Origin of the sequence: Acutalibacter caecimuris, from assembly GCF_034335085.1 — a bacterium.
Taxonomy (GTDB): Bacteria; Bacillota; Clostridia; order Oscillospirales; family Acutalibacteraceae; genus Acutalibacter; species Acutalibacter caecimuris.
The window spans coordinates 82,074-102,854 of sequence record NZ_JAWXXJ010000001.1 but is presented as its reverse complement, the minus strand read 5'-3'; the positions used below and the strand labels follow the sequence as shown (position 1 = coordinate 102,854).

18 protein-coding genes are annotated in these 20,781 nt (G+C 60.7%); 5 read left to right on the top strand and 13 right to left on the bottom strand.

Annotated elements, in window-relative coordinates:
- Positions 1-447: 447 nt before the first annotated feature.
- From U8U01_RS00600 to U8U01_RS00585, 4 genes are all read right to left on the bottom strand, one after another.
- Positions 448-3,564 carry a UvrD-helicase domain-containing protein gene (locus U8U01_RS00600; RefSeq protein WP_322168841.1) on the bottom strand — a complete coding sequence of 1,039 codons (3,117 nt, stop codon included), beginning with the start codon at positions 3,562-3,564 and terminating at the stop codon, positions 448-450.
- A gap of 301 nt (positions 3,565-3,865) precedes the next feature.
- The gene (locus tag U8U01_RS00595) at positions 3,866-4,099 is read right to left on the bottom strand and encodes a hypothetical protein (protein WP_322168838.1); all 234 of its coding nucleotides are present in this window, start codon (positions 4,097-4,099) and stop codon (positions 3,866-3,868) included.
- A 253-nt stretch (positions 4,100-4,352) separates the two neighbouring features.
- On the bottom strand, positions 4,353-5,978 hold the full coding sequence (groL, locus tag U8U01_RS00590; RefSeq protein WP_322168835.1) for a chaperonin GroEL: 1,626 nt from the start codon (positions 5,976-5,978) through the stop codon (positions 4,353-4,355).
- A 74-nt stretch (positions 5,979-6,052) separates the two neighbouring features.
- A complete protein-coding gene (locus U8U01_RS00585) occupies positions 6,053-6,337 on the bottom strand; it encodes a co-chaperone GroES (protein WP_322168832.1) in 285 nt (94 codons plus the stop codon).
- Between the two features lie 354 nt (positions 6,338-6,691).
- On the opposite strand from U8U01_RS00585, the gene rpsT reads away from it, so the two are divergent.
- The 3 genes from rpsT to U8U01_RS00570 all read left to right on the top strand — a co-directional run bounded on the left by rpsT (position 6,692) and on the right by U8U01_RS00570 (position 8,219).
- Positions 6,692-6,952, top strand: coding sequence for a 30S ribosomal protein S20 (gene rpsT, locus U8U01_RS00580; RefSeq protein ID WP_322168829.1), 261 nt, complete (start codon positions 6,692-6,694; stop codon positions 6,950-6,952).
- A gap of 402 nt (positions 6,953-7,354) precedes the next feature.
- Positions 7,355-7,504, top strand: a complete 150-nt coding sequence (locus U8U01_RS00575) for a hypothetical protein (protein ID WP_322168825.1) — start codon at positions 7,355-7,357, stop codon at positions 7,502-7,504.
- Positions 7,505-7,598: 94 nt separating this feature from the next.
- A complete protein-coding gene (locus U8U01_RS00570) occupies positions 7,599-8,219 on the top strand; it encodes a class I SAM-dependent methyltransferase (protein ID WP_322168822.1) in 621 nt (206 codons plus the stop codon).
- 87 nt (positions 8,220-8,306) lie between these two features.
- On the opposite strand, the gene spoVAE is transcribed toward U8U01_RS00570, so the two are convergent.
- The 6 genes from spoVAE to purB all read right to left on the bottom strand — a co-directional run bounded on the left by spoVAE (position 8,307) and on the right by purB (position 15,425).
- Positions 8,307-8,663, bottom strand: coding sequence for a stage V sporulation protein AE (gene spoVAE, locus U8U01_RS00565; RefSeq protein ID WP_322168819.1), 357 nt, complete (start codon positions 8,661-8,663; stop codon positions 8,307-8,309).
- 49 nt (positions 8,664-8,712) lie between these two features.
- On the bottom strand, positions 8,713-9,504 hold the full coding sequence (locus tag U8U01_RS00560) for an HAD-IIA family hydrolase (RefSeq protein ID WP_322168816.1): 792 nt from the start codon (positions 9,502-9,504) through the stop codon (positions 8,713-8,715).
- Between the two features lie 124 nt (positions 9,505-9,628).
- Positions 9,629-11,458, bottom strand: coding sequence for a glutamine--fructose-6-phosphate transaminase (isomerizing) (glmS, locus tag U8U01_RS00555; RefSeq protein WP_322168813.1), 1,830 nt, complete (start codon positions 11,456-11,458; stop codon positions 9,629-9,631).
- A gap of 206 nt (positions 11,459-11,664) precedes the next feature.
- Entirely contained in the window at positions 11,665-12,945 is a 1,281-nt protein-coding gene (locus U8U01_RS00550; protein WP_322168810.1) for an adenylosuccinate synthase, read from the bottom strand.
- Between the two features lie 507 nt (positions 12,946-13,452).
- Positions 13,453-13,992: a GNAT family N-acetyltransferase gene (locus tag U8U01_RS00545; protein ID WP_322168807.1), complete on the bottom strand. Its 540-nt coding sequence runs from the start codon at positions 13,990-13,992 to the stop codon at positions 13,453-13,455.
- On the bottom strand, positions 13,989-15,425 hold the full coding sequence (gene purB / locus U8U01_RS00540; RefSeq protein WP_322168805.1) for an adenylosuccinate lyase: 1,437 nt from the start codon (positions 15,423-15,425) through the stop codon (positions 13,989-13,991). Before purB ends, U8U01_RS00545 begins: the two co-directional genes overlap by 4 nt.
- A gap of 320 nt (positions 15,426-15,745) precedes the next feature.
- Between purB and gdhA the strand changes: the two genes are divergently transcribed.
- The gene (gdhA, locus tag U8U01_RS00535) at positions 15,746-17,077 is read left to right on the top strand and encodes an NADP-specific glutamate dehydrogenase (RefSeq protein ID WP_322168802.1); all 1,332 of its coding nucleotides are present in this window, start codon (positions 15,746-15,748) and stop codon (positions 17,075-17,077) included.
- A 100-nt stretch (positions 17,078-17,177) separates the two neighbouring features.
- Here gdhA and U8U01_RS00530 read toward each other — a convergent pair whose 3' ends face one another.
- Entirely contained in the window at positions 17,178-17,345 is a 168-nt protein-coding gene (locus U8U01_RS00530; protein WP_322168800.1) for a DUF6440 family protein, read from the bottom strand.
- Positions 17,346-18,000: 655 nt separating this feature from the next.
- On the opposite strand from U8U01_RS00530, the gene U8U01_RS00525 reads away from it, so the two are divergent.
- Positions 18,001-19,125 (top strand): PTS sugar transporter subunit IIC, encoded by a 1,125-nt coding sequence (locus U8U01_RS00525; RefSeq protein ID WP_322168797.1) that lies wholly within the window; start codon positions 18,001-18,003, stop codon positions 19,123-19,125.
- Positions 19,126-19,493: 368 nt separating this feature from the next.
- On the opposite strand, the gene U8U01_RS00520 is transcribed toward U8U01_RS00525, so the two are convergent.
- Positions 19,494-19,964 (bottom strand): 23S rRNA (pseudouridine(1915)-N(3))-methyltransferase RlmH, encoded by a 471-nt coding sequence (locus U8U01_RS00520; RefSeq protein ID WP_322168794.1) that lies wholly within the window; start codon positions 19,962-19,964, stop codon positions 19,494-19,496.
- Entirely contained in the window at positions 19,964-20,746 is a 783-nt protein-coding gene (locus U8U01_RS00515; RefSeq protein WP_322168791.1) for an MBL fold metallo-hydrolase, read from the bottom strand. Before U8U01_RS00515 ends, U8U01_RS00520 begins: the two co-directional genes overlap by 1 nt.
- Positions 20,747-20,781: the final 35 nt, after the last annotated feature.

The following is a 20,781-nucleotide window of genomic DNA, read 5'->3' as shown; positions in this document are numbered from 1 at the left end:
TGTTTTTCTTTTTTCCAGAAATAGGGAAAGGATAAATTGCGATAGAATATTATGAAGTTTATAATCTAACAAATTTATTTGATTATATATTATTATAACTATAATTTTAAAAAATTATAATAAAATGATTGCTTATATAATAACAAATATTATTTTATGTTGGACGAAAACAGATAGATGTAGTTTAACATTATACAAATTATAATTAAATAAAATTGTTATAAATAGATTGCTTATATGGTGGGGGTTATCTGTAGAAAGGTAAAGAAGGCATAGGAGTATCAGTGAGAAATAAGAAGGCGAAACACAGAAGTTTCGTCGTCTCACCTGCCGGTTCGGTCGGCTCGTGACGGCCGCCCCCGGCGGCCCTCGCCCTTTTCAAAGGTGGTGGGGTTCTTAGGGGTGAAACTCCTAAGCCGCCGGAGGCAACACGGGGGGAGGCAGGGGCTACAGGAGGTCGAAGAGGGTGGTTTGGCGGGGGGTTGGGATGGGCTGGGGGGCTTTTTGCTGGGTGCAGGCCCCGGCGGGGAGGGCTTGCAGGAAGGGGGACGGCTGGGGGGAGGTGGTGAGCAGCAGCGCCTGCTTGGCGCGGGTGAGGCCCACATAGAACAGGCGGCGTTCCTCCTGCTGGCTGGCCGGGGGCTGGCCGCCGGCGAAGGGGATCAGCCCGGCACGGACCCCATAGAGCAGCACAACCGGGAATTCCAGCCCCTTTGCGCCGTGGAGGGTCATCAGCGTGACCGCGGCGGCGGTGTACCGCTTGCCGTTGCAACGGCGCAGGTCGCTTTCCACGCCGGTTTCCAGGGCCTCCAGGAACGCCGGCATCCGCCGGTAAAAGGCCGCCATCTGGCAGAGTTTCTCCAGGCCGGGATCCTCTGCCAGGCCCATCTCCCCTGCCCATTGCTCCAGCAGTACCTGGGGGCTTTTGGTCTTTAGCCGGGGCCGGAACTGTTCCGCCAGGGCGGCGTAGGCGGTTTCGGCCTGCCCGGTGGGGCTGCCGCCCCACAGCAGCAGCCGGGCCGTGTGGGCGGCCAGGCCGTCTGCCGGGCTCAGCAGGGACCGGAAGAAACAGGCCGCTGCCCGGACGGCCTTCTCCTGCAAAAAGGGCTCGCGGCCGGCCACCTGGTAGGGGATGCCCTCTTTTTGCAGGCATTCTTCCAGCAGGGCCGCTTGCCGGTGGGTGCGGTAGAGGATGGCGATGTCCTCGAACCCCCAGGGGCCCCCTGGGACGGCGGGCTGGGCGTGGGCCTCCAGCATCCCCACACCGCCGGTGAGGCGGCCGATCTCTTTGGCCAGAAAGATGGCCTCGGCCAGGGGGCTGGGGGCCTCTACCACCCGCACCGGCGGGCCCGCCGGGCAGTGGGGGCGCAGCAGCCTTTCCCCGCCCGGATTGGGGGCAATGGCCTGGGTGGCCAGGGAGAGGATTTGGGGGGAGGAGCGGTAGTTCTCGGTAAGGGTGACGGTAAGGGCCCCGGGGAAGTCCCCGGCCAGCTTTTGGAAACAGCCGGCGTCCGCCCCACGGAACCCGTAGATGGCCTGGTCCGGGTCGCCGATAACGAACAGTTCCCGGCCCCCCTGGTTCCAGGCCCGGATCAGCCGGTATTGCAAAGGGGTGACATCCTGGAACTCATCCACCAGCAGGTAGGGGAACACGCCGGCATCCGCCCCTGCGGCGGCTTGCAGGGCCTTTAGCAGCAGGTCGTCAAAGTCTAAGAGGCCCCAGCTTTCCAAGCCGGCCTGGTAGGCGGCCAGCACCGGGGGCTCTACAAAGGTGCCCGGCGGGCCCAGGCTGGACTTCTCGTTGGAGATTTGGGTGAGCAGCCGGGACACGGGGGTTGACAGGGACAGTTCCCGGCAGACGGCCTCGGCCAGGGCATGGGTTTCCGCCGGGCCGGCCAGCGGGAGGGCTGTGCCCCCGGCCAGCAGGCGCTGGTGGGCCAGGGCGTGGAAGGTGCCGATTTGCACCTTGGCGGCCGGGCCCTTGCCCAACTGGGCCTGGATGCGCGCCCGCAACTGGCCGGCGGCCTGATTGGTAAAAGTTACCGCCGTGATGTGGGCGGGGCTGACCCGCCGGGTTTCTATCAGGTGCAGGATGTGGGCGGACAGGGTGCCGGTTTTGCCGGTGCCGGGGCCTGCCTTCACCAGAATGGCCCGCTGGGTGGCAGTAATGGCCTGGCGCTGGTGTTCGTTCCAGCAGGGGGCCGGGGGCGGGGGCGGCGGGACAGGGGCCGCCTGGGCAGGCGCTGGGGCGGGCCGGGCGGGCAACCGTGGGGGTTGGGCCGGGTTGGGGGAATCTTGAAACAGGGCGGTTTGGCCTTGCAGGGTTTGGCGCTCGCCGGGGGTGAACAGGCGGAGGGCGCCGTACATACCGTCAAAGCCGGGGCTCCAGGTAAGCTGGCCTGCCCGCAGGCGGCGGACGCCCTCTGCCACCAGGGGGCCGGCCACGGCGCGGATGTCCTCCAGCGGGAGGGCCCGCAGGATGGGGAACTCCGGGCCCAGCTTTTGCAGCAGGGTTTGGTAGAGGCCCGCTGCCCGGGCGCTGGCAGCCGTACAGCCCAGCGAGGCGGCGATGAGCTCCGGCAGGGGGACCAGGCTCTCGTAAACGGGGGCCCCGGCAGGGCGGTAGCCCAGGGGGCGGGCGGCCAGTTGCTCCACCCGGTGGGACACCCCGACCGTCAGCTTTTGGCCGCAGACCGGGCAGACGCCGCCGTAGCGGCCGGTTTCCTCCGGGGAGAGGCACAAGCCGCACTTCCGGTGGCCGTCGTAGTGGTACTTGCCCTCCTGGGGGAAGAACTCCAGGGTGCCCAGGAAACCCCGGCCGGTTTCCAGGGCGGCTTGCAGGCCCGGATAGGACAGCTCGGTATCCAGAAGGTTGGCCTCGCGGCCCAGCTTGGCCGGGGAGTGGGCGTCGGAGTTGGAGATCAGCCGGTAAGGGTCCAGGGCGGGCACCCGCCAGTTCATGGGCGGGTCGGAGGAGAGGCCGGTTTCCATGGCGTGGATATGGGGCGACAGGTCGCCGAAACAGGCCTCTACGGAATCAAACCCGGAAAAAGCCCCGAAAAGGGAGAAATGGGGCGTCCAGATATGGGCGGGGATGTAGACCGCCTGGGGGCAAAGGGCGAGGAGGATCTCCAGCAGGTCGTGGCAGTCCAGGCCCAAAATGGGCCGGCCGTCCCCATGGAGGTTGCCGATCTGCTCCAGCCGCCGGGACACCCGTTCGGCTTCCTCCAGGCCGGGCAGGAGGAGGAGGCTGTGCACCTTGCGGACACGGCCCTCTTTTTTGTAGATGGAACTGATCTCGCCGGTGACGGTAAAGTGGGGGCGCGGGTTTTCCGGGGCGGTGTTGTCCCGGATGCGGTAGGCCTCTTTGAGCACGTAAAGGCCGTTTCCGGTGGGTTCCAGCTTGTCCCGCAGCTCCTGCCGCCAGGCCGGGTGGGTGAAGTCCCCGGTGCCGACGAGGCCAATGCCCTTGCGCCGGGCCCAGAGGTCCAGGTGCTCGGGCGTGCTGGCCTTGCTGGTGGCCCGTGCGTAGTGGGAGTGGATGTGGAGATCTGCAATGTACATAGGTAACTTCCCTTCATCTGGCAGGGATATGGGACGCGTGCCGTTTTTTGCCGCTTTATGCTGCTTTATGCCGCTTTATGCCGTTTTATGTAAGTATACCACCTTTTGCGGAGAATGGCAAGCTGGCCTTGGCCGGGGCGGGGTTGGGGTGCCGCCGGGGGGGCCTCCGGGGGTGCCTCCGGCGGCTTAGGGGTTTCACCCCTAAGAACCCCACCACTTTTGAAAAAGTGGACAAAACTTTTGCGCGCGCTTGACGGGAGGCTTTTTTTGTTCGTGTGGGGAGGGATTCTGGGGGGTTTTATTACTTTTTTTCTTTTCTTATTTTTTCTTTTTTTCTTTTTCTTTTTTTCTTTTTTATTCCTTGTTGTTTATTTCTTAGGGCTTGTTTGAAAATAGAGGAAATGACGGATTTTTGACCAGAAACGGTCAGATTCAAGGAGAAAACCGCAAGTAATACTTGCGTATTACGAGGATTTTCGACGCAGAAGATGGTTGTTTCTGGGTAAAAAGACGGCGTTTTCGATTTTTCAAACAAGCCCTAATTTTGCTTTTTTGTTTTATTTTATTTTTGTTTTTCCATAATTTATTTTTCTGTTTTGTTGTTTTTCTTTTATTCTTCTTATTTTTTGGTGCGGGGGAATAGAGAAAAGAGCAGGCCCGGCGTAATCCGGGGCTGCTCTTTTTGTTTTACCTTCCTCGCGTAATGCAAAGGAATGGTGTAAATTTTGTGTAAAGCAAGGTTTCAGTTAGGCAAGAATCCCGTGTTTTCGGGGGATTTCAATGCATCATTAATACATCCCGCCCATGTCCGGGGCCGGGGCTGCGGGCGGGGTGGGCTCTTTGATGTCCGCTACCAGGGACTCGGTGGTGAGGATGGTGGCGGCCACGGAAGAGGCGTTTTGCAGGGCGGAACGGGTAACCTTGGTGGGGTCTACGATGCCGGCCTGGATCATATCCTGGAACTCGCCGGTAAGGGCGTTGTAGCCCTGGCCCACCTTGTGGTCCCGCTTAAGCTGCTCCACGATCACGGAACCCTCGATGCCGGCGTTGGCGGCGATCTGGCGGACGGGCTCCTCCAGGGCCTTGAGCACGATGGCGGCGCCGGTCTTTTCGTCGCCCTCGGCGCTGTTTACATAGGCCTGCACGGCGGGGATGGCGTCGATAAGGGCGGTGCCGCCGCCGGCTACGATGCCCTCTTCCACAGCGGCCTTGGTGGCGGCCAGGGCGTCCTCGATGCGCAGTTTCTTTTCCTTCATCTCGATCTCGGTAGCGGCGCCCACCTTGATGACCGCCACGCCGCCGGCCAGCTTGGCCAGGCGCTCTTGCAGCTTCTCTTTGTCGAACTCGCTGGTGGTGGTTTCGATCTGGGAGCGGATCTGCCCGACCCGTGCCTTGATGGCCTCGCTGTCCCCGGCGCCGTCTACAATGATGGTGTTCTCTTTATCCACCTTGACCTGGCGGGCATGGCCCAGCATATCCACGGTGGTTTCCTTCAGGTCCAGGCCCACTTCCTCAGAGATAACCTGGCCGCCGGTGAGGGTGGCGATGTCCACCAGCATCTCCTTGCGGCGGTCGCCAAAGCCGGGGGCCTTGACGGCTACGCACACGAAGGTGCCCCGCAGGCGGTTGAGGATCAGGGTGGTGAGGGCCTCGCCCTCAATGTCCTCGGCGATGATCAGCAGCTTTTTGCCGGACTGGACGATCTGCTCCAGCAGGGGCAGGATCTCCTGGATGTTGGAGATTTTCTTATCGGTAATGAGGATATAGGGGTCGTCCAGCTCGGCCACCATTTTGTCGGTATCGGTGGCCATATAGGGGGTGACATAGCCCCGGTCGAACATCATGCCCTCGACTACCTCGCTGTAGGTTTCGGCGGTCTTGCTCTCCTCTACGGTGATGACGCCGTCGGAGGTGACTTTCTCCATGGCGTCGGCGATCAGTTGGCCGATCTCGTCGCTGGAGGAGGAAACGGCGGCTACCCGTGCGATGTCTTTGGTGCCGCTGACCTTCTGGCTGTTCTGGACGATGGCGTCCACGGCAGCCTCGGTGGCTTTTTGCACGCCCTTGCGCAAGACCATGGGGTTGGCGCCGGCGGTGACGTTCTTCATGCCCTCACGGACCAGGGCCTGGGCCAGCAGGGTGGCGGTGGTGGTGCCGTCGCCGGCCACATCGTTGGTTTTGGTGGCGACTTCTTTGACCAGTTGGGCGCCCATGTTCTCGTAGGCATCCTCCAGCTCCACCTCTTTGGCGATGGTGACGCCGTCGTTGGTGATCAGGGGGGCGCCGAACTTCTTATCCAGCACCACGTTGCGGCCCTTTGGGCCCAGGGTGATCTTTACCGTATCGGCCAACTGGTTGACGCCGCTGAGCAGCGCCTTGCGGGCCTCCTCGCCGTAGACGATCTTCTTAGCCATATCTGCATCATGTCCTTTCTGATGGGTGTTTTAAATAGATTGTGTTTTTGCTTGACGTATGCTGCCGGGGGCTCTTACTCCACCACGGCCAGGATGTCCGACTGCTTGACGATGGTGTACTCCTCGCCGTCGATCTTCACCTCGGTGCCGCTGTACTTGGCGGAGATGACCCGGTCCCCTTCTTTCAGGTACATTTTTACCTCTTTGCCGTCGATCTCGCCCCCGGGGCCAACGGCGATGACCCGGGCGATCTGGGGTTTCTCCTGGCTTTTGGCAGCCAGGACGATGCCGCTTTTGGTGGTTTCCTCGGCATCCTCGGTTTTAATAAGGACTCTGTCCAGCAAAGGCTTTACCTGCATTGCAAACACCTTCGGCCCAAAATTTTAATGGCGGGGCCTTCCCTTTCTCCCGGCTTTCCGCCGCCGGGGGGCGGTATCCGCCGGGGCGCGCCGTGGCACGGCCCAGCGATAAGAGATAACGCAATTTGTGTTTTAGCACTCACCACTCTCAAGTGCTAAACCTATTCTATCCTTATGGTCAGTAAAAGTCAAGAGGCTTTTTCACATTTTTTTACAATTCACAAATCTTTCACATTTTCGCCCCGGTTTCCTGTGCGGGGGCGCCCTGCCAAAGCCTTGAAAAAAAGCTTGCAATTTCTTTGGTTTTGTGCTATCATAACCTTTAGTAAGCCGATGGGTAAGGAGGTGTTACACTTGCCGAACATCAAATCTGCCAAAAAGCGCGTGAAGGTCATTGCCACCAAGACCATGCTGAACCGCGCTGCCAACTCGCAACTGAAAACGCAGATCAAGAAGGCCAACGCGGCCATTGAGAGCAATGCGGACAACAAGGTTGCCGAGGTGCGCACCGCCATGAAGAAGATTGACCAGGCCGCTGCCAGGGGCATTATCCACAAGAACAATGCTGCCCACAAAAAGGCTGCCCTGGATAAAAAACTGCACGCCGGCGCGTAAGCTGCTTGCTTTATTACGCTGGTTTTGTTAGTTTGCTTTTCGAAGGCTCGGATCCTGCTGGGTTCCGGCCTTTTATCTTTTTGCGGGTGTCCAAAGCGGAGAGTTTGTGACGAAATTTTGGCCTCCGGCGGCGGAGAGTTGGCGTAGCCAACTCTTGGGCCCTGATTCTCGGCTGTCGCCCCCTAAGAACCCCGCCACCTTTGAAAAGGGCGAGGGCCACCGGGGGTGGCCGTCACGAGCCGACCGAACCGGCAGGTGAGACGACGAAACTTTTACTATTTGTTCGCTGGAGCCTCGTTTTTTAACTCTTCATTTTGGACGCTTCCTTTACAAATATACCCTTGACTTTTTGTAGAATACTGGTTATTATATATACATACCTATTATTTGGAGGTGGCCTATATGAAAAAGGGGACGAAACTTACACTGCTGATCGGTTTGATTACCGCCATTGCGGCCGTAGCGGCCTCGGTAACGGCCCTGCTGCTGTATTTGGATCACAAACGGGACGAGGAAGAGCTGGAGCACTATTTGGACTGCTCGATCCAATAAAAGCGGCGGCCCTCCAACGCCGGAAGGAGGTGGGCTTTGCCATGCCCAAACGGGCCCCCTGCCCCTCCCCGCCCCTGCTTAGGAGGATGTACCCTTGTTGGACAAACATGGCTTTGACCTTTGGGCGGACGGCTATGATCAGGCCGTTGGCCTTTCTGACGAAAGCAACACCTACCCCTTTGCCGGCTACAAAAAGGTACTGGGGCGTATTTTTCAGGACGTTTTGGCAGCCGGCCCCTGCCGGGTGCTGGATATTGGCTTTGGCACGGCCACACTGACCGCCCGGCTGTATGATATGGGCTGCCAGGTGTGGGGGTTGGATTTTTCGCCCAAAATGCGGGAGGCCGCACAGGCAAAGATGCCCGGCGCCCACCTGTTTTTGGGGGATATGGCTGCTGGACTGCCCTCGGAGCTGCTGGGGCAGACGTATGATTGTATCCTTTCTACCTACGCTGTCCATCATCTACCGGACAGGGAGAAGGCCGGGTTTTTGGCGGGGCTTTTACCCCTGCTGGCCCCCGGCGGGCAACTGCTGGTGGGCGACGTGGCCTTTGGGACCCGCGGGCAACTGGAAGCTTGCCGCGCCCGGAGCGGGGACGATTGGGACGGGGAGGAATTCTATTTGGTGTATGAAGAGTTGCGGGAGCATTTCCCGCAGATGCAGTTTGAGGCGGTTTCCCACTGTGCGGGAATTGTGCGCCTGACGGCCGGATAACCGAAATACCCCGCAGCATAGGGCTGCGGGGTATTTTTGTGGGTTTTGCGGGGCGGCTGTGCCTTTTCGCCTTTTTTGCCTGGATGCTTATGCCTTATCCCGCGGCCTGGCCAGCAGTGCCGCCAGGTAGCCGAAAAACACCGCCGCTGTGGTGCCCGCCGCGCCGGCTGTCAGCCCGCCGGTGAACACGCCCAGGAAACCCTGCTCGACCACCGCTTTGCGCACGCCCTCGGACAGGGCCCAGCCGAACCCGCACAGGGGCACCGTGGCCCCTGCCCCGGCGTAATCTACCAGGGGGCCGTACAGGCCCACGCCCCCCAGCAGCACGCCCAGGGTGACGAAAAGCACCATGATGCGGGCCGGGGTCAGGCCGGTGAGGTCGATGAGCAACTGGCCAATGAGGCAGATGAGCCCGCCCACCCAAAATGCGTTGAAGTATTCCATGTGGCAGTCCCTCCTTTACAGGTTAGACTGCCCCTTTTTTTGCGGGATATTACCCCAACGCCCCGGCCAGCTCCCCCAGATCGGCAAAAACCAGGTCGGGCCGGATGGGGCTTTCCGCCAGCATTTGGGGGGTGGTTTCGCCGCTCATCACCAAAATGGAGGTGACGGCGCTGTCTGCTGCCACGGCGATGTCCGTATAGAGGCGGTCGCCGACTACCGCAAGTTCTTGTGGCTGGCAGCCCGTGTGTTTCAACATATAGCGCAGCGTGTGGGGCGAGGGCTTGCCGAAGAACGGGCACTGCACCCCGGTGGACGCTTTGACCAGCGCGGCGATGGAGCCGCAGTCCGGGATGAAACCGCCCTCTACCGGGCAGTTCCAGTCCGGGTTGGCGCCGTAAACCGCCGCGCCCTGGCGGATGAACCCGCAGGCCAGCCGCAGCTTTTCGTAGGTGAGGGTGGTGTCAAAGCCCAGCACCACGTAGTGGGGGGCTGTGTCGCTTAGGGCGATCCCCGCCTGCCGGAAGTCCTCCTCCAGGGCGGGGGTGCCGACCACGTAGGCGCTCTCCCCCGGCCGGTTCTCCGCCAGCCATTCCAGCAGGACGCCGTTGGAGATCAGCATTTTTTCGGGGGGCACCGAGAGCCCCATGCGGCCAAGTTTCTCCAGGTAGGCCTGGCGGTTTTGGGAACTGTTGTTGGTGAAAAAGCAGTAGTCCCGGCCGGTTTCCAGCACCCGGCGAAGGAAACCGGGGGTGAAGGGGAACAGGCGCTCCCCCAGGTAGATGGTGCCGTCCATATCCAGCACAAACATTTTGATGTGTTGCAGGCGCTCTGTATTTTGCATGGGGCCTCCTTTTGGGGCTGCCGGCAGAGGGGGCCGGGGCCGGAAGATGGTTTAAAAAAGTAGGGCGGGGCATGGGGCGGGCAGCCTCCCCCCTGGCCGGGAAGGCCGGGCCGGGCGCTTGGGGCTACTCCACCGTTACGGACTTGGCAAGGTTACGGGGCTTATCGATGTCGCAGCCCTTCATGCCGGCGGTATAATAGGCGAACAGTTGCAGGGGCAGGATGCTCATGGAGGGTAGCATGAAACCGGCGGTTTTGGGCACGCAGAACTGCCAGTCGGTTTCCTGGGCCAGGGTTTCCCGCAGGTCTTCGGTGGTGATGCCCAGCACCACCGCCCCCCGTGCCTTGACCTCCCGGATATTGGACATCATTTTGTCGAAGAGCCGCCCACAGGTGCAGATGGCGATGACCAGCGTGCCCTCTTCGATCAGGGAGATGGGGCCGTGTTTCAACTCCCCCGCGGTGTAGGCCTCGGAGTGGATATAGGAGATCTCCTTCAGCTTCAGGGAGGCTTCCAGCGAGGCGGCGTAGTCCACATTGCGGCCGATGAAGTACATATCTTTGGCGTGGAAGTACTGGGACGCCAGGTACTGGACCGCCTCTTTATCTTGCAGGCAGCGCTCTGCCAGGGCGGGCAGGCGCTCCAGCTCCCGGATATAGCCGGCCAGTTCCTCCGGCGGCAGGGCCCCTAACTGCTGGGCCATATAGAGGGCGATCAGGTAGACCACGGCCAACTGGGTGCTGTATGCCTTGGTGGAGGCCACGGCGATCTCCGGCCCGGCCCAGGTGTACAGCACATGGCCGGCCTCGTTGGCAATGGTGCTGCCCACCACGTTTACGATGGCCAAGGTTTGGGCCCCCTGCCGCTTGGCCTCCCGCAGGGCGGCCAGGGTGTCGGCGGTTTCGCCGGACTGGCTGATGATGATCACCAGGGTGCGGCTGTCCAGGACCGGGTCCCGGTAGCGGAACTCGGAGGCCACGTCCACCTCAATGGGCAGGCGCAGCAGTTGTTCGAAGGCATACTTGGCCACGGCCCCCACATGGTAGGAGGTGCCGCAGGCCACAATGTAGACCCGGTGGATATCCCGCAACTGGGCGGGGGTGAACACGATATCGTCCAGCACCACCCGGCCCGCCCGGATGCGGGGGGAGATGGTTTTGCCCAGGGCCTCGGGCTGCTCGCAGATCTCCTTCATCATAAAGTGCTCGTAGCCCCCCTTCTCGGCGGCGGCCACGTCCCACTCCACCAGTTCTTCGGGCTTATCCAGGGGTTCCAGGTCCCCGTCGAAGAACCGGGCCCTGTCCCGCTCCAGCACGGCGATCTCCCCGTCCTGGAGCCGGCAGATCCGCCGGGTATGGCGCAAAATGGCGGTCACGTCGGAGGCGATGAAGTTCTCCCCCTCCCCCCGGCCCACGATCAGCGGGCTGTCCTTGCGCACGGCGAAAACCTTTTCCGGGCAGGCGGCGCAGATAATGCCCAGCGCGTAGCTGCCCTCTACCCGGGCGATAACTTGCTGGATGGCTTGCAGCACATCGCCGTGGTAGTAGTATTCCAGCATCTGGGCCACCACCTCGGTGTCGGTATCGGACACAAAGGCCACGCCCCGGCGCTTGAGATGGTTTTTTAGGTACAGGTAGTTTTCGATGATGCCGTTGTGCACCACCGCGAACAGGCCGCCGTCGCTGACCTGGGGGTGGGAGTTGACGTCGGAGGGCGCCCCATGGGTGGCCCAGCGGGTGTGGCCAATGCCTGCCAGGCCCGGCAGCCCGGCCCCGTCTGCCAAAATACCCCGCAGCACCGACAGCCTGCCCTTTGACTTGACAACCTGCACGCCGCTGCCATTGTACACGGCTACCCCTGCCGAGTCATAGCCCCGGTATTCCAGCCGCTCCAGCCCCTCTAACAGTACCGGGGCAGCCTGCTGCCCACCTATATAGCCTACGATCCCACACATGGTGATGCGCCTCCTTTATGGGGTTAATTTGCTTGGTTTGCTTTTTTACCTCTGGCGGCTTAAACCCCTTTCTGAAGAAAGGGGTTTAAGAATCCCCAAAGACTTTTGTGACGTTATCTGCCGCTCTTAGGAGGCCGGGTGGTTTGCTCGACCGGCGGGTGGGAGCGGGTTTTTTGTTTCTTTTTGTTGGGGATGGGCGTGGAGGTTCAGCGGTAGATGATGTCCTCGCGGCCGGGGCCGTTGGAAACCATGGTGACGGGGACGCCCAGGGCCTTTTCGGCAAACTCTACGTACCGGCGGGCGTTTTCCGGCAGGTCCTCGTACCTTCTGATGCCCCGGATATCGCACTTCCAGCCGGGCAGGGTTTCCAGCACGGGCTTGCACTTTTTCAACTGGGCTGTGGGCGGGAAGTGGTCGATCTGCTTGCCGTCCAACTCGTAGGCCACGCACACGGGGATCTCGTCCAGATAGCCCAGGGCGTCCAGCACGGTGAAGGCCACATCGGTGGCGCCCTGCACCATGCAGCCGTAGCGGGCGGCCACCAGGTCCAGCCAGCCTACCTGCCGGGGGCGGCCGGTGGTGGCGCCGAACTCGCCCTCGTCGCCGCCCCGGCGGCGCAGCTCCTCGGCCTCCTGGCCAAAGATCTCGGACACAAACTCCCCGGCGCCTACCGCGCTGGAATAGGCCTTGACCACGGACACGATTTTGCCGATGGCATAGGGCGGGATGCCCCCCGCCCCCACCGCGCCGTAACCGGCCAGGGGCGAAGAGGAGGTGGTCATGGGGTAAATGCCCATGTCCGGGTCCCGCAGGGAGCCCAACTGGCCCTCCAGCAGGATGGTCTTGCCCTCCCGCACGGCGTTGTACAGCAGGGTGGTGGTGTCGGCGATATAGGGGGCCAGCATCTCCTTGTAGGTCATCAACTGCTGGTAGATCTCCTCCCGGTCCAGGGGCTGCTGGTGGTAAAGCTGGGTATACAGCACGTTTTTCAGGCCCAGCACATGGTCGATGCGCTCCATGAGGGCGTCTTTGCCGTCGAACAGGTCGCTGAGCTGGAAACCGATTTTGGCGAATTTGTCGGAATAGAAGGGGGCAATGCCCGATTTGGTGGAGCCGAAAGCCTTATCGGCCAGACGGGCCTCTTCCAGGCCGTCCAACTCCTTGTGGTAGGGCATCAGCACCTGGCAGCGGTCGGAGATCAGCATCTTCGGCTTGGGCACGCCGCCCTTTTGGATGTATTCCAGCTCGCTGAGGAAGTTTTCCGGCGACAGGGCCACCCCGTTGCCAATGATGTTGGTGATGTTTTGCCGGAATACCCCCGCCGGCAACTGGTGCAGCACGAAACGGCCGTACGCGTTGATGATGGTGTGCCCGGCGTTGCAGCCCCCCTGGAACCGCACCACTATGTCCGAGTTCTCGGCCATGGTGTCTGTGATCTTGCCCTTACCCTCGTCGCCCCAACAGGCGCCCACGATTGCTTTTACCATATTTCTCCTAGCCTTTCTTTTGCTTGTGTTGCTTGCTTGTGTATTTTTGTTAAAGGCGGCCTCCGTGCCTCCGGCGGGCAGGGAAACTTTTTGAAAAAAGTTTCCCTGCACCCTTCAAAAACTTTTGTGCCGTTAGCTGCCTTTTCTCTGACCTTTTTGCTTGCCGCTCGACCCTTCGGCCGCTGCGTGTCCGGCGTTTTTCTTTTTCTCTTTACTTATTTTTTATTTTCTTCTTTCTTTTTCTTATTTATTTTCTTCTTAATTTTATTTTTCTTTACTTTATTTTTCTATCTGTTTCGTATCTATTTATTTTATGTTTTTTCTTTTTCTTTATCTATTTTTTCTTTATCCATTTTATTATCTTTTTATTTTTCTTTTTATCCATTTAATTTTCTTTATCTTTAGTTATTCTTCTTGGTTTTATTTTGCTTTTTGGCCTGCGCTTGCCGGTTTAATTGCCGGGATTGGGGTCTGGGTTTCTGTGCCGCGCCGGGCCTTACCTGGCTCTTACTTGGTTGCTTTTCGGTAGCCCTCTGCCGTAAGGGAAAGGTACAGCAGCCCGGCTTCCTCCTTTTCCACCTGAAAGCCCACGGAACGGTGGAGCTTTAGGGCAGCGGCGCGGGCGGGCTCAAAGGTGTTGGTGACCTTGCCGGCAGCCAGTTCCCCGAAGGCATACGCCAGCAGCAGGCGGAGGCCCCCGGCGGAATAGCCCTTGCCCCGCTGGGCGCTGTGCAGCACGATGCCCATCTCATAGACCCCCGGAGCGGTGGTCTGGTACAGGCTTACCTCGCCCAAAAATGCCCCGGCCGCTCCAGCCTCCTGCTGCCGCAGGTAGGCGTAGAACCGCTCCGGCTGGGCGTTGACCCAGCGGGCATACCAGCCGGGCCAGTCGCTCTCTGGAAAGTCTATGCAGCCCGTATCGTTATGATACGCCGGGAAACCAAGTGCATAACCTTTGTTATACCCCATGGTGGCCGGGTCAGCCAGCATTTGCCGGCGGAACCAGAGGTCCTCCAGGCGGGGCACATACAGTTCGATTTGGCTCAAACAGTTACCTCCGGTTTCTCGGTTTCCATATCTTTATATCTGTCCAGCACGGGGCCGGCCACGTCAGCCAAAAACTCCCGTGTCTGTTCGGGGGCGCGGCCCACATACTTCTCCGGCTGGAGGATGTTTTGCAACGCCTCCATGCCCACCCCGAAGAGGGGGTCGCCGGCGATGCGTTCCAGCAGGTCGTTTTCGCCGCCCTGCTCCTTTACCACCCGGGCCGCGGCCATGGAGTGTACCCGGATGGCCTCGTGCAGTTGCTGGCGGTCGCCGCCCCGCTTGACCGCGTCCATCATGATGTTCTCGGTGGCCATAAAGGGCAGCTCTTTCATCAACCGCTGGTGGATGACCTTGGGGTAGACCACCAGGCCGTCCGCCACATTGGCGTACAGGTTGAGGATGCCGTCGGTGGCCAGGAAGGCTTCGGCCACGCTGATGCGCTTGTTGGCGGAGTCGTCCAGCGTCCGCTCGAACCACTGGGTAGCGGCGGTGAGGGCGGGGTTCAGGGCGTCGCTCATCACGTAGCGGGCCAGGGAGGCGATGCGCTCGGTGCGCATGGGGTTGCGCTTATAGGCCATGGCGCTGGAGCCGATCTGGCCCTTCTCAAAGGGCTCCTCCACCTCTTTCAGGTGTTGCAGCAGGCGTATATCGTTGGAGAACTTAGCGGCGCTTTGGGCAATACCGGAAAGGAGGTTTAACATCTGGCTGTCCAGCTTGCGGGAATAGGTTTGCCCGGACACGGGGAAACTATCTGTGTAGCCCAGCTTTTGGGCGATGCGGCGGTCCAGTTCCTTCACCTTTTCGTGGTCGCCCTCGAACAGCTCCAGAAAACTGGCCTGGGTGCCGGTGGTGCCCTTGCAGCCCAGCAGCCTGGCCTTGCCCAACTGGTACTCCACGTCCTCCAGGTCCAGCAGCAGGTCCTGCATCCACAAAGCGGCGCGTTTGCCCACTGTGGTGGGCTGGGCCGGTTGGAAGTGGGTAAAGGCCAGGGTGGGCAGGCCGGCGTAATCCCCGGCGAATTTTGCCAGCACCCGCAGCACGTTCACCAGCTTGTCCCGGATCAGCTTAAGGGCGTCGGTCATGATGATGATGTCGGTATTGTCGCCCACATAGCAAGAGGTAGCGCCCAGGTGGATGATGCCCGCCGCCTGGGGGCACTGCTGGCCGTAGGCGTACACATGGCTCATCACATCGTGGCGGACCTCTTTTTCGCGGGCCTCGGCCACCTGGTAGTTGATGTCGTCCGCGTGGGCTTTCAGCTCGTCCACCTGCGCCTGGGTTACGGGCAGGCCCAGTTCGTGCTCTGTTTCGGCCAGGGCGATCCACAGCCGCCGCCAGGTGCGGAACTTCATGTCCGGGGAGAAAAGGTACTTCATCTCCCGGCCGGCATAGCGGGCGGACAGTGGGGATTCATACACATTCCGGTTGCTCATTGACGGGTCGCTCCTTCCAGGGATACAAAAATACAAAAGGTCAAAATAAACCGCACCATTCGGCACGCAATCTCAGGATGCGCGCCAAAACGGCACACATACATTGTTATTGTACTTGATGGGCGGGCCGATGTCAAGGTGTTTCCTGCAAGCATTACAATTCGCTAGGGGTAATCCAAATTTGCAACTTCCTTCTGGTGAATTTGTAAAAATTTTACGGGGTGCTGTTTTTTTACTTGCAATATCATGGGTTTTGTGGTAATATAGAAACATAATTTGCAGGACAAGATAGACGGACTTGCAGTTTGGAGGTAAAATTTATGTCTTATGTATCTACCCAGCTAGAACTGCTGAAAGCCAAAAACACCCATGAGCCGGAGTTTTTGCAGGCGGCGGAAGAGGTGCTGACCTCTTTGGAGCCGGTGATAAACGCCAACCCCAAGTATGAGCAGGCCGGTATTCTGGAGCGCATTACCGAGCCGGAGCGCCAGGTCATCTTCCGGGTGCCCTGGGTGGACGATCAGGGCAAGGTACAGGTGAACCGGGCCTTCCGGGTACAGTTCAACTCGGCCATTGGCCCCTACAAGGGCGGGCTGCGGCTGCACCCCTCGGTGAACCTCAGCGTCATCAAGTTCCTGGGGTTTGAGCAGATCTTTAAAAACAGCCTGACCGGCCTGCCCATCGGCGGGGGCAAGGGCGGCAGCGACTTTGACCCCAAGGGCAAGTCTGACCGGGAGGTGATGGCCTTCTGCCAGAGCTTTATGACCGAGCTGTTCCGGCATATCGGCGCGGACACCGACGTGCCTGCCGGGGATATCGGCACCGGGGCCAGGGAGATCGGCTTTATGTTTGGCCAGTACAAGCGGCTGACCAACCGCTTTGAGGGCGTGCTGACCGGCAAGGGCCTGGCCTACGGGGGCTCTTTGGCCCGGACCGAGGCCACGGGCTACGGCTTGCTGTACTTTACCAATGCCATGCTGAAAAAGAACGGCCACGAACTGGCCGGTAAGACCGTGGCCATCTCCGGCGCGGGCAATGTGGCCATTTACGCTGCCCAGAAGGCCATACAGTTGGGCGCGAAGCCGGTGACCATGTCCGACTCTACCGGCTGGGTCTACGACCCGGAGGGCATTGACCTGGCCGCGGTGAAGGAGATTAAGGAAGTGAACCGCCAGCGGCTAAGCGAATACAAAAAGCACCGGCCCAACGCGGAATACCACGAGGGCAAGGGCGTGTGGAGCGTAAAGTGCGACGTGGCCCTGCCCTGCGCCACCCAGAACGAACTGAACGCGGACGACGCCAAGCAACTGATTGCCAACGGGGTGATTGCCGTGGCGGAGGGTGCCAATATGCCCACCACCCTGGAGGCCACCCAACTGTTGCAGCAGGCGGGCGTGCTGTTTGCCCCGGGCAAGGCGGCCAACGCCGGCGGTGTGGCTACCTCCGCTTTGGAGATGAGCCAGAACAGCCAGCGGCTTGCTTGGAGCTTTGACGAGGTGGATGCCAAGCTGAAGGGCATTATGGAGGATATCTTTGCCCATGCGGACGCGGCTGCCGAGCAGTACGGCCACGCGAAGAACTACGTGATGGGTGCCAACATCGCCGGGTTTGTGAAGGTTGCCGACGCCATGATCGCCCAGGGCGTGGTGTGACCGGCCGCATCCGCTGCAACGGGATCTGCAACCGATAGAAAAAACCGCCACTTTGTCAGGTGGCGGTTTTGCTCTATGTTCCCCCTGCCTGGGGGGACCGTTATTCCGGCTGGGCTACCAGGGGTTTCCCGTCCTGGCCCAGCAGCGGCGTAAGGCCGCCTGCGTACCCGTCTTTATGGAACAGGTAAAGGACGCCTGTTTCCCTGTCCTTCCAAACTTCTGTTACGTTCAATTTTCCCTTGCTGGAAACTTTTTCAAAACGGTCCATCTTGATGCTCCTTTTGGGTTGAAAATTTCCGGGCAGTACCCCGCACGGCCCTGTAGGGGCCAAAAGGCGGTGTTTTTAGCCTTTTAAGCAGGCCTTGATGCCCGAAAGGAATTATAGCACAGCCACTTGGCTGTGTCAAGCCCGGCGGAGGAGGGTGTGTCCAAAGCGAAGAGTTTAAGAGCAAGGCTCCAGCAAACAATCCGGCAAACAAATAGTAAAAGTTTCGTCTTCTCACCTGCCGGTTCGGTCGGCTCGTGACGGCCGCCCCCGGCGGCCCTCGCCCTTTTCAAAGGTGGTGGGGGTGGAGGGGGCAAGGCCCCCTCCCCGCCGGAGGCCGTTACTTCGTCATTAAGCACTCGTTTTGGGCACGCCCAGGGGGGCCTTCCCCCTTGACAAATCCTTTGCAATCGATATAATAAGAGTGAAAACCCAATACGGCGCAGCGCAGGCGGGAACCGCCGGTAAGCGCGGGGGACGACCAATCAACCGGAAAAGGCCGGCGGCGATCCCCCAAGGACAAAGCGGCTGCCTGCGCGGCGCAACATAGCGAATATAGATTTGCCATACCTTTGACCGCGTGAACGTCAACAGAACCTGCCGGGGGCTGTGCCCATCGGCACGGCCCTTCCGGCTTTCGGAAGGAGTTTCCTGATTTATGAGCTATTCAAGCAATTCGAGCAATGCAAGCAATGCAAGCAATTCAAGTAAAAAGCCGGCCGGCCCAACCGGGCCCCAGCCGGCGAAAAAGGGCCTGAAAGCCTACTTGCAGCTATACCTGGTGGACGCTATGAGCGCGATGGCCCAGGGCTTATTTGCCTCGCTGCTGGTGGGCACCATTGTCTCTACATTGGGCACCCAACTGGGGGTGCCTGTGCTTACCGAGGTAGGCAACTTTGCCAAGGGCATGGCCGGGCCCGCCATGGCCATTGCCATTGGCTACGCCCTGAAGGCCCCGCCGTTGGTGCTGTTCTCCCTGACCGCTGTGGGCAGCGCCGCCAACTCTTTGGGGGGCAGCGGGGGGCCGCTGGCGGTGCTGCTCATCGCCATAGCCGCCGCTGAACTGGGCAAGCTGGTCAGCAAAAAGACCCCGGTGGACATTCTGGCCACCCCCCTGGTGACCATTGGCGCCGGTGCGGCGCTGGCCTACCTCATCGCCCCGGCGGTGGGGTCGGTGGCCACGGCCTTTGGGCAGTTGATTAAGGACGCCACGGTGTTGCAGCCCTTCTGGATGGGCATGGTGGTGTCGGTGCTGGTGGGCATTGCCCTGACCTTGCCGATCTCCTCTGCCGCCCTGTGCGCCGCTTTCGGGCTTACGGGCCTGGCCGGGGGCGCGGCTGTGGCAGGCTGCTGCGCCCAGATGGTGGGCTTTGCGGCCATCAGTTTCCGGGAGAACCGCTGGGGCGGGCTGGTGGCCCAGGGGCTGGGGACCTCTATGTTGCAGGTGCCCAATATTGTGAAGAACCCCCGCATCTGGATCGCCCCCACCCTGGCAGCGGCCATTACCGGGCCCATTGCCACCTGCCTGTTCGGGCTGGAGATGAACGACCCCTCCGGCGGCGTGGCCTCCGGCATGGGTACCTGCGGGCTGGTGGGGCAGATCGGCGTATACTCCGGCTGGGTCAACGACGTGGCAACCGGCGCCAAAGCTGCCATTACCGCCTTTGACTGGGCCGGGCTGCTGCTGGTATGCTTTGTCCTGCCCGCCCTGCTGGCCCTGGCCTTTGACCTGCTCTTCCGGCGGCTGGGCTGGGTGAAACCGGGGGATATGGCTTTGGATTGAGGTTTGCCGTGGGCCTAGGGCCTCCGGCGGCTTAAGGGGCTCCGGTCTTGCCTGCTGGCTCGGTCGGCGCTAAACGGTCGCCTCTGGCGGCTTAAGGGGCTCCGCCCCTTAAGAATCCCGGCCAAAGGGCCAGCGGCCCTCTGGACTCCCGACCACGCGCACCGGGGGCGGTATTGCCGGCTGTTTTTGCCCGCGAGTAGCGTCGGAGGGTGTTTACACTTTTTGGTTATGCTGATGGGGAAAGCCCATACGCGCTGTGCGTATGGGCTTTCTTTTTTTGCTTTCTTTCTTTTTTGCTTTCTCTTTTTGCTTTTTATTGTATATTGAAATGGCCAAAGCCCCTTCCGGCAGGCCCGCGCCCCTGCCGCCTATTTGTGGTAGGGGGAGCCCCGCAGGATCAGCAGGCCCCGGTAGATCTGCTCGCAGAGCATCACCCGGGCCAGTTGGTGGGGGAAGGTCATGGGGGACATGGAGATGCCCGTCCCGGCCGCCTTGACCGCCGGGGCCAGCCCGTGGGAACTGCCGATGACAAAGCTGACGCTGCCCGGCGCCTGCATGGCATCCCCCAAAAGCCGGGCCAGGCCGGGGGAATCCAGGCGTTTCCCCTCAATACACAGGGGGTAGGCCGCCCCCCGCAGCCGGGGCAAAATGGCCTTGCCCTCTTTCTCTAAGGCCGCCACTACCTGGGCCGGCGAGGGGGCGGCGGGCAGTTTGGCCTCCGGCAGTTGCACCACCCGGAACCGGCAAAGGCCTCCCAGGCGCTTTTCGTATTCCCCCACCGCCGCCTGCCAGAAGGGCTCTTGCAGCTTGCCTACACAGATCAGGTCTACGCCCAGCATCAGAAGATCACCGCCCTGCCCTTAGTGTTCTCCCGGGGCGCGGTTTCCAGCAGGTAGTCTACCTCTTGGACATAGCCCGCCTGGGTGAGGGCCGCTATGCCGGCCTGGGCGGCCAACTGGGGGGTGTTGTTTTCGCTGCTGAGGTGGCCCAGAATGAACCGCTTGACCCCTGACTCTGCCAGGCCCGGCAGGATGCCGGCACAGGCGGCATTGGACAGGTGGCCGTGGCTGGAGAGGATACGGCGTTTCAGGTAGGCGGGGTAGGGGCCGTTGCGCAGCATCTCCACATCGTGGTTGGACTCCAGCACCACGGCGTCGCAACCCAGCAACTGTTCCTTTACCATGCCGGTAAGGCAGCCCAGGTCGGTAGCAAAGCAGAACTTCCGGCCGTCGGCGGTGTCTATGCGGTAGCCCACCGGCTGGGCGCAGTCATGGGACACCGGGAAGGCCCGTACCTGCATACCGGCCAGCGCCGTGCCGCCGGAAATATCCACCAGCTCTACGCCCTCCAGCCCCGGTGCAATGGCCTCCAGCGTGCCGGGGCTGCCGTATACGGGCAGGCCGTACTTTCTGGCCAGCACCCGGATGCCGCTGGTATGGTCTGTGTGCTCGTGGGTCACCAAGATGGCCCGTACCGCCTGGGGGGCTATGCCGCAAAGGCCCAGCACGCCTTCTATCCGGCGGCAGGAAACCCCCGCGTCGATGAGCACCCCCTCGCTGCGGGAGCCTATGTAATAGCTGTTCCCGGAACTGCCGGAAAACAGCGGGCAGAGCCTTGCCATGCCGCATCCTCCTCAATAAAACCGCCCCGCCCGGA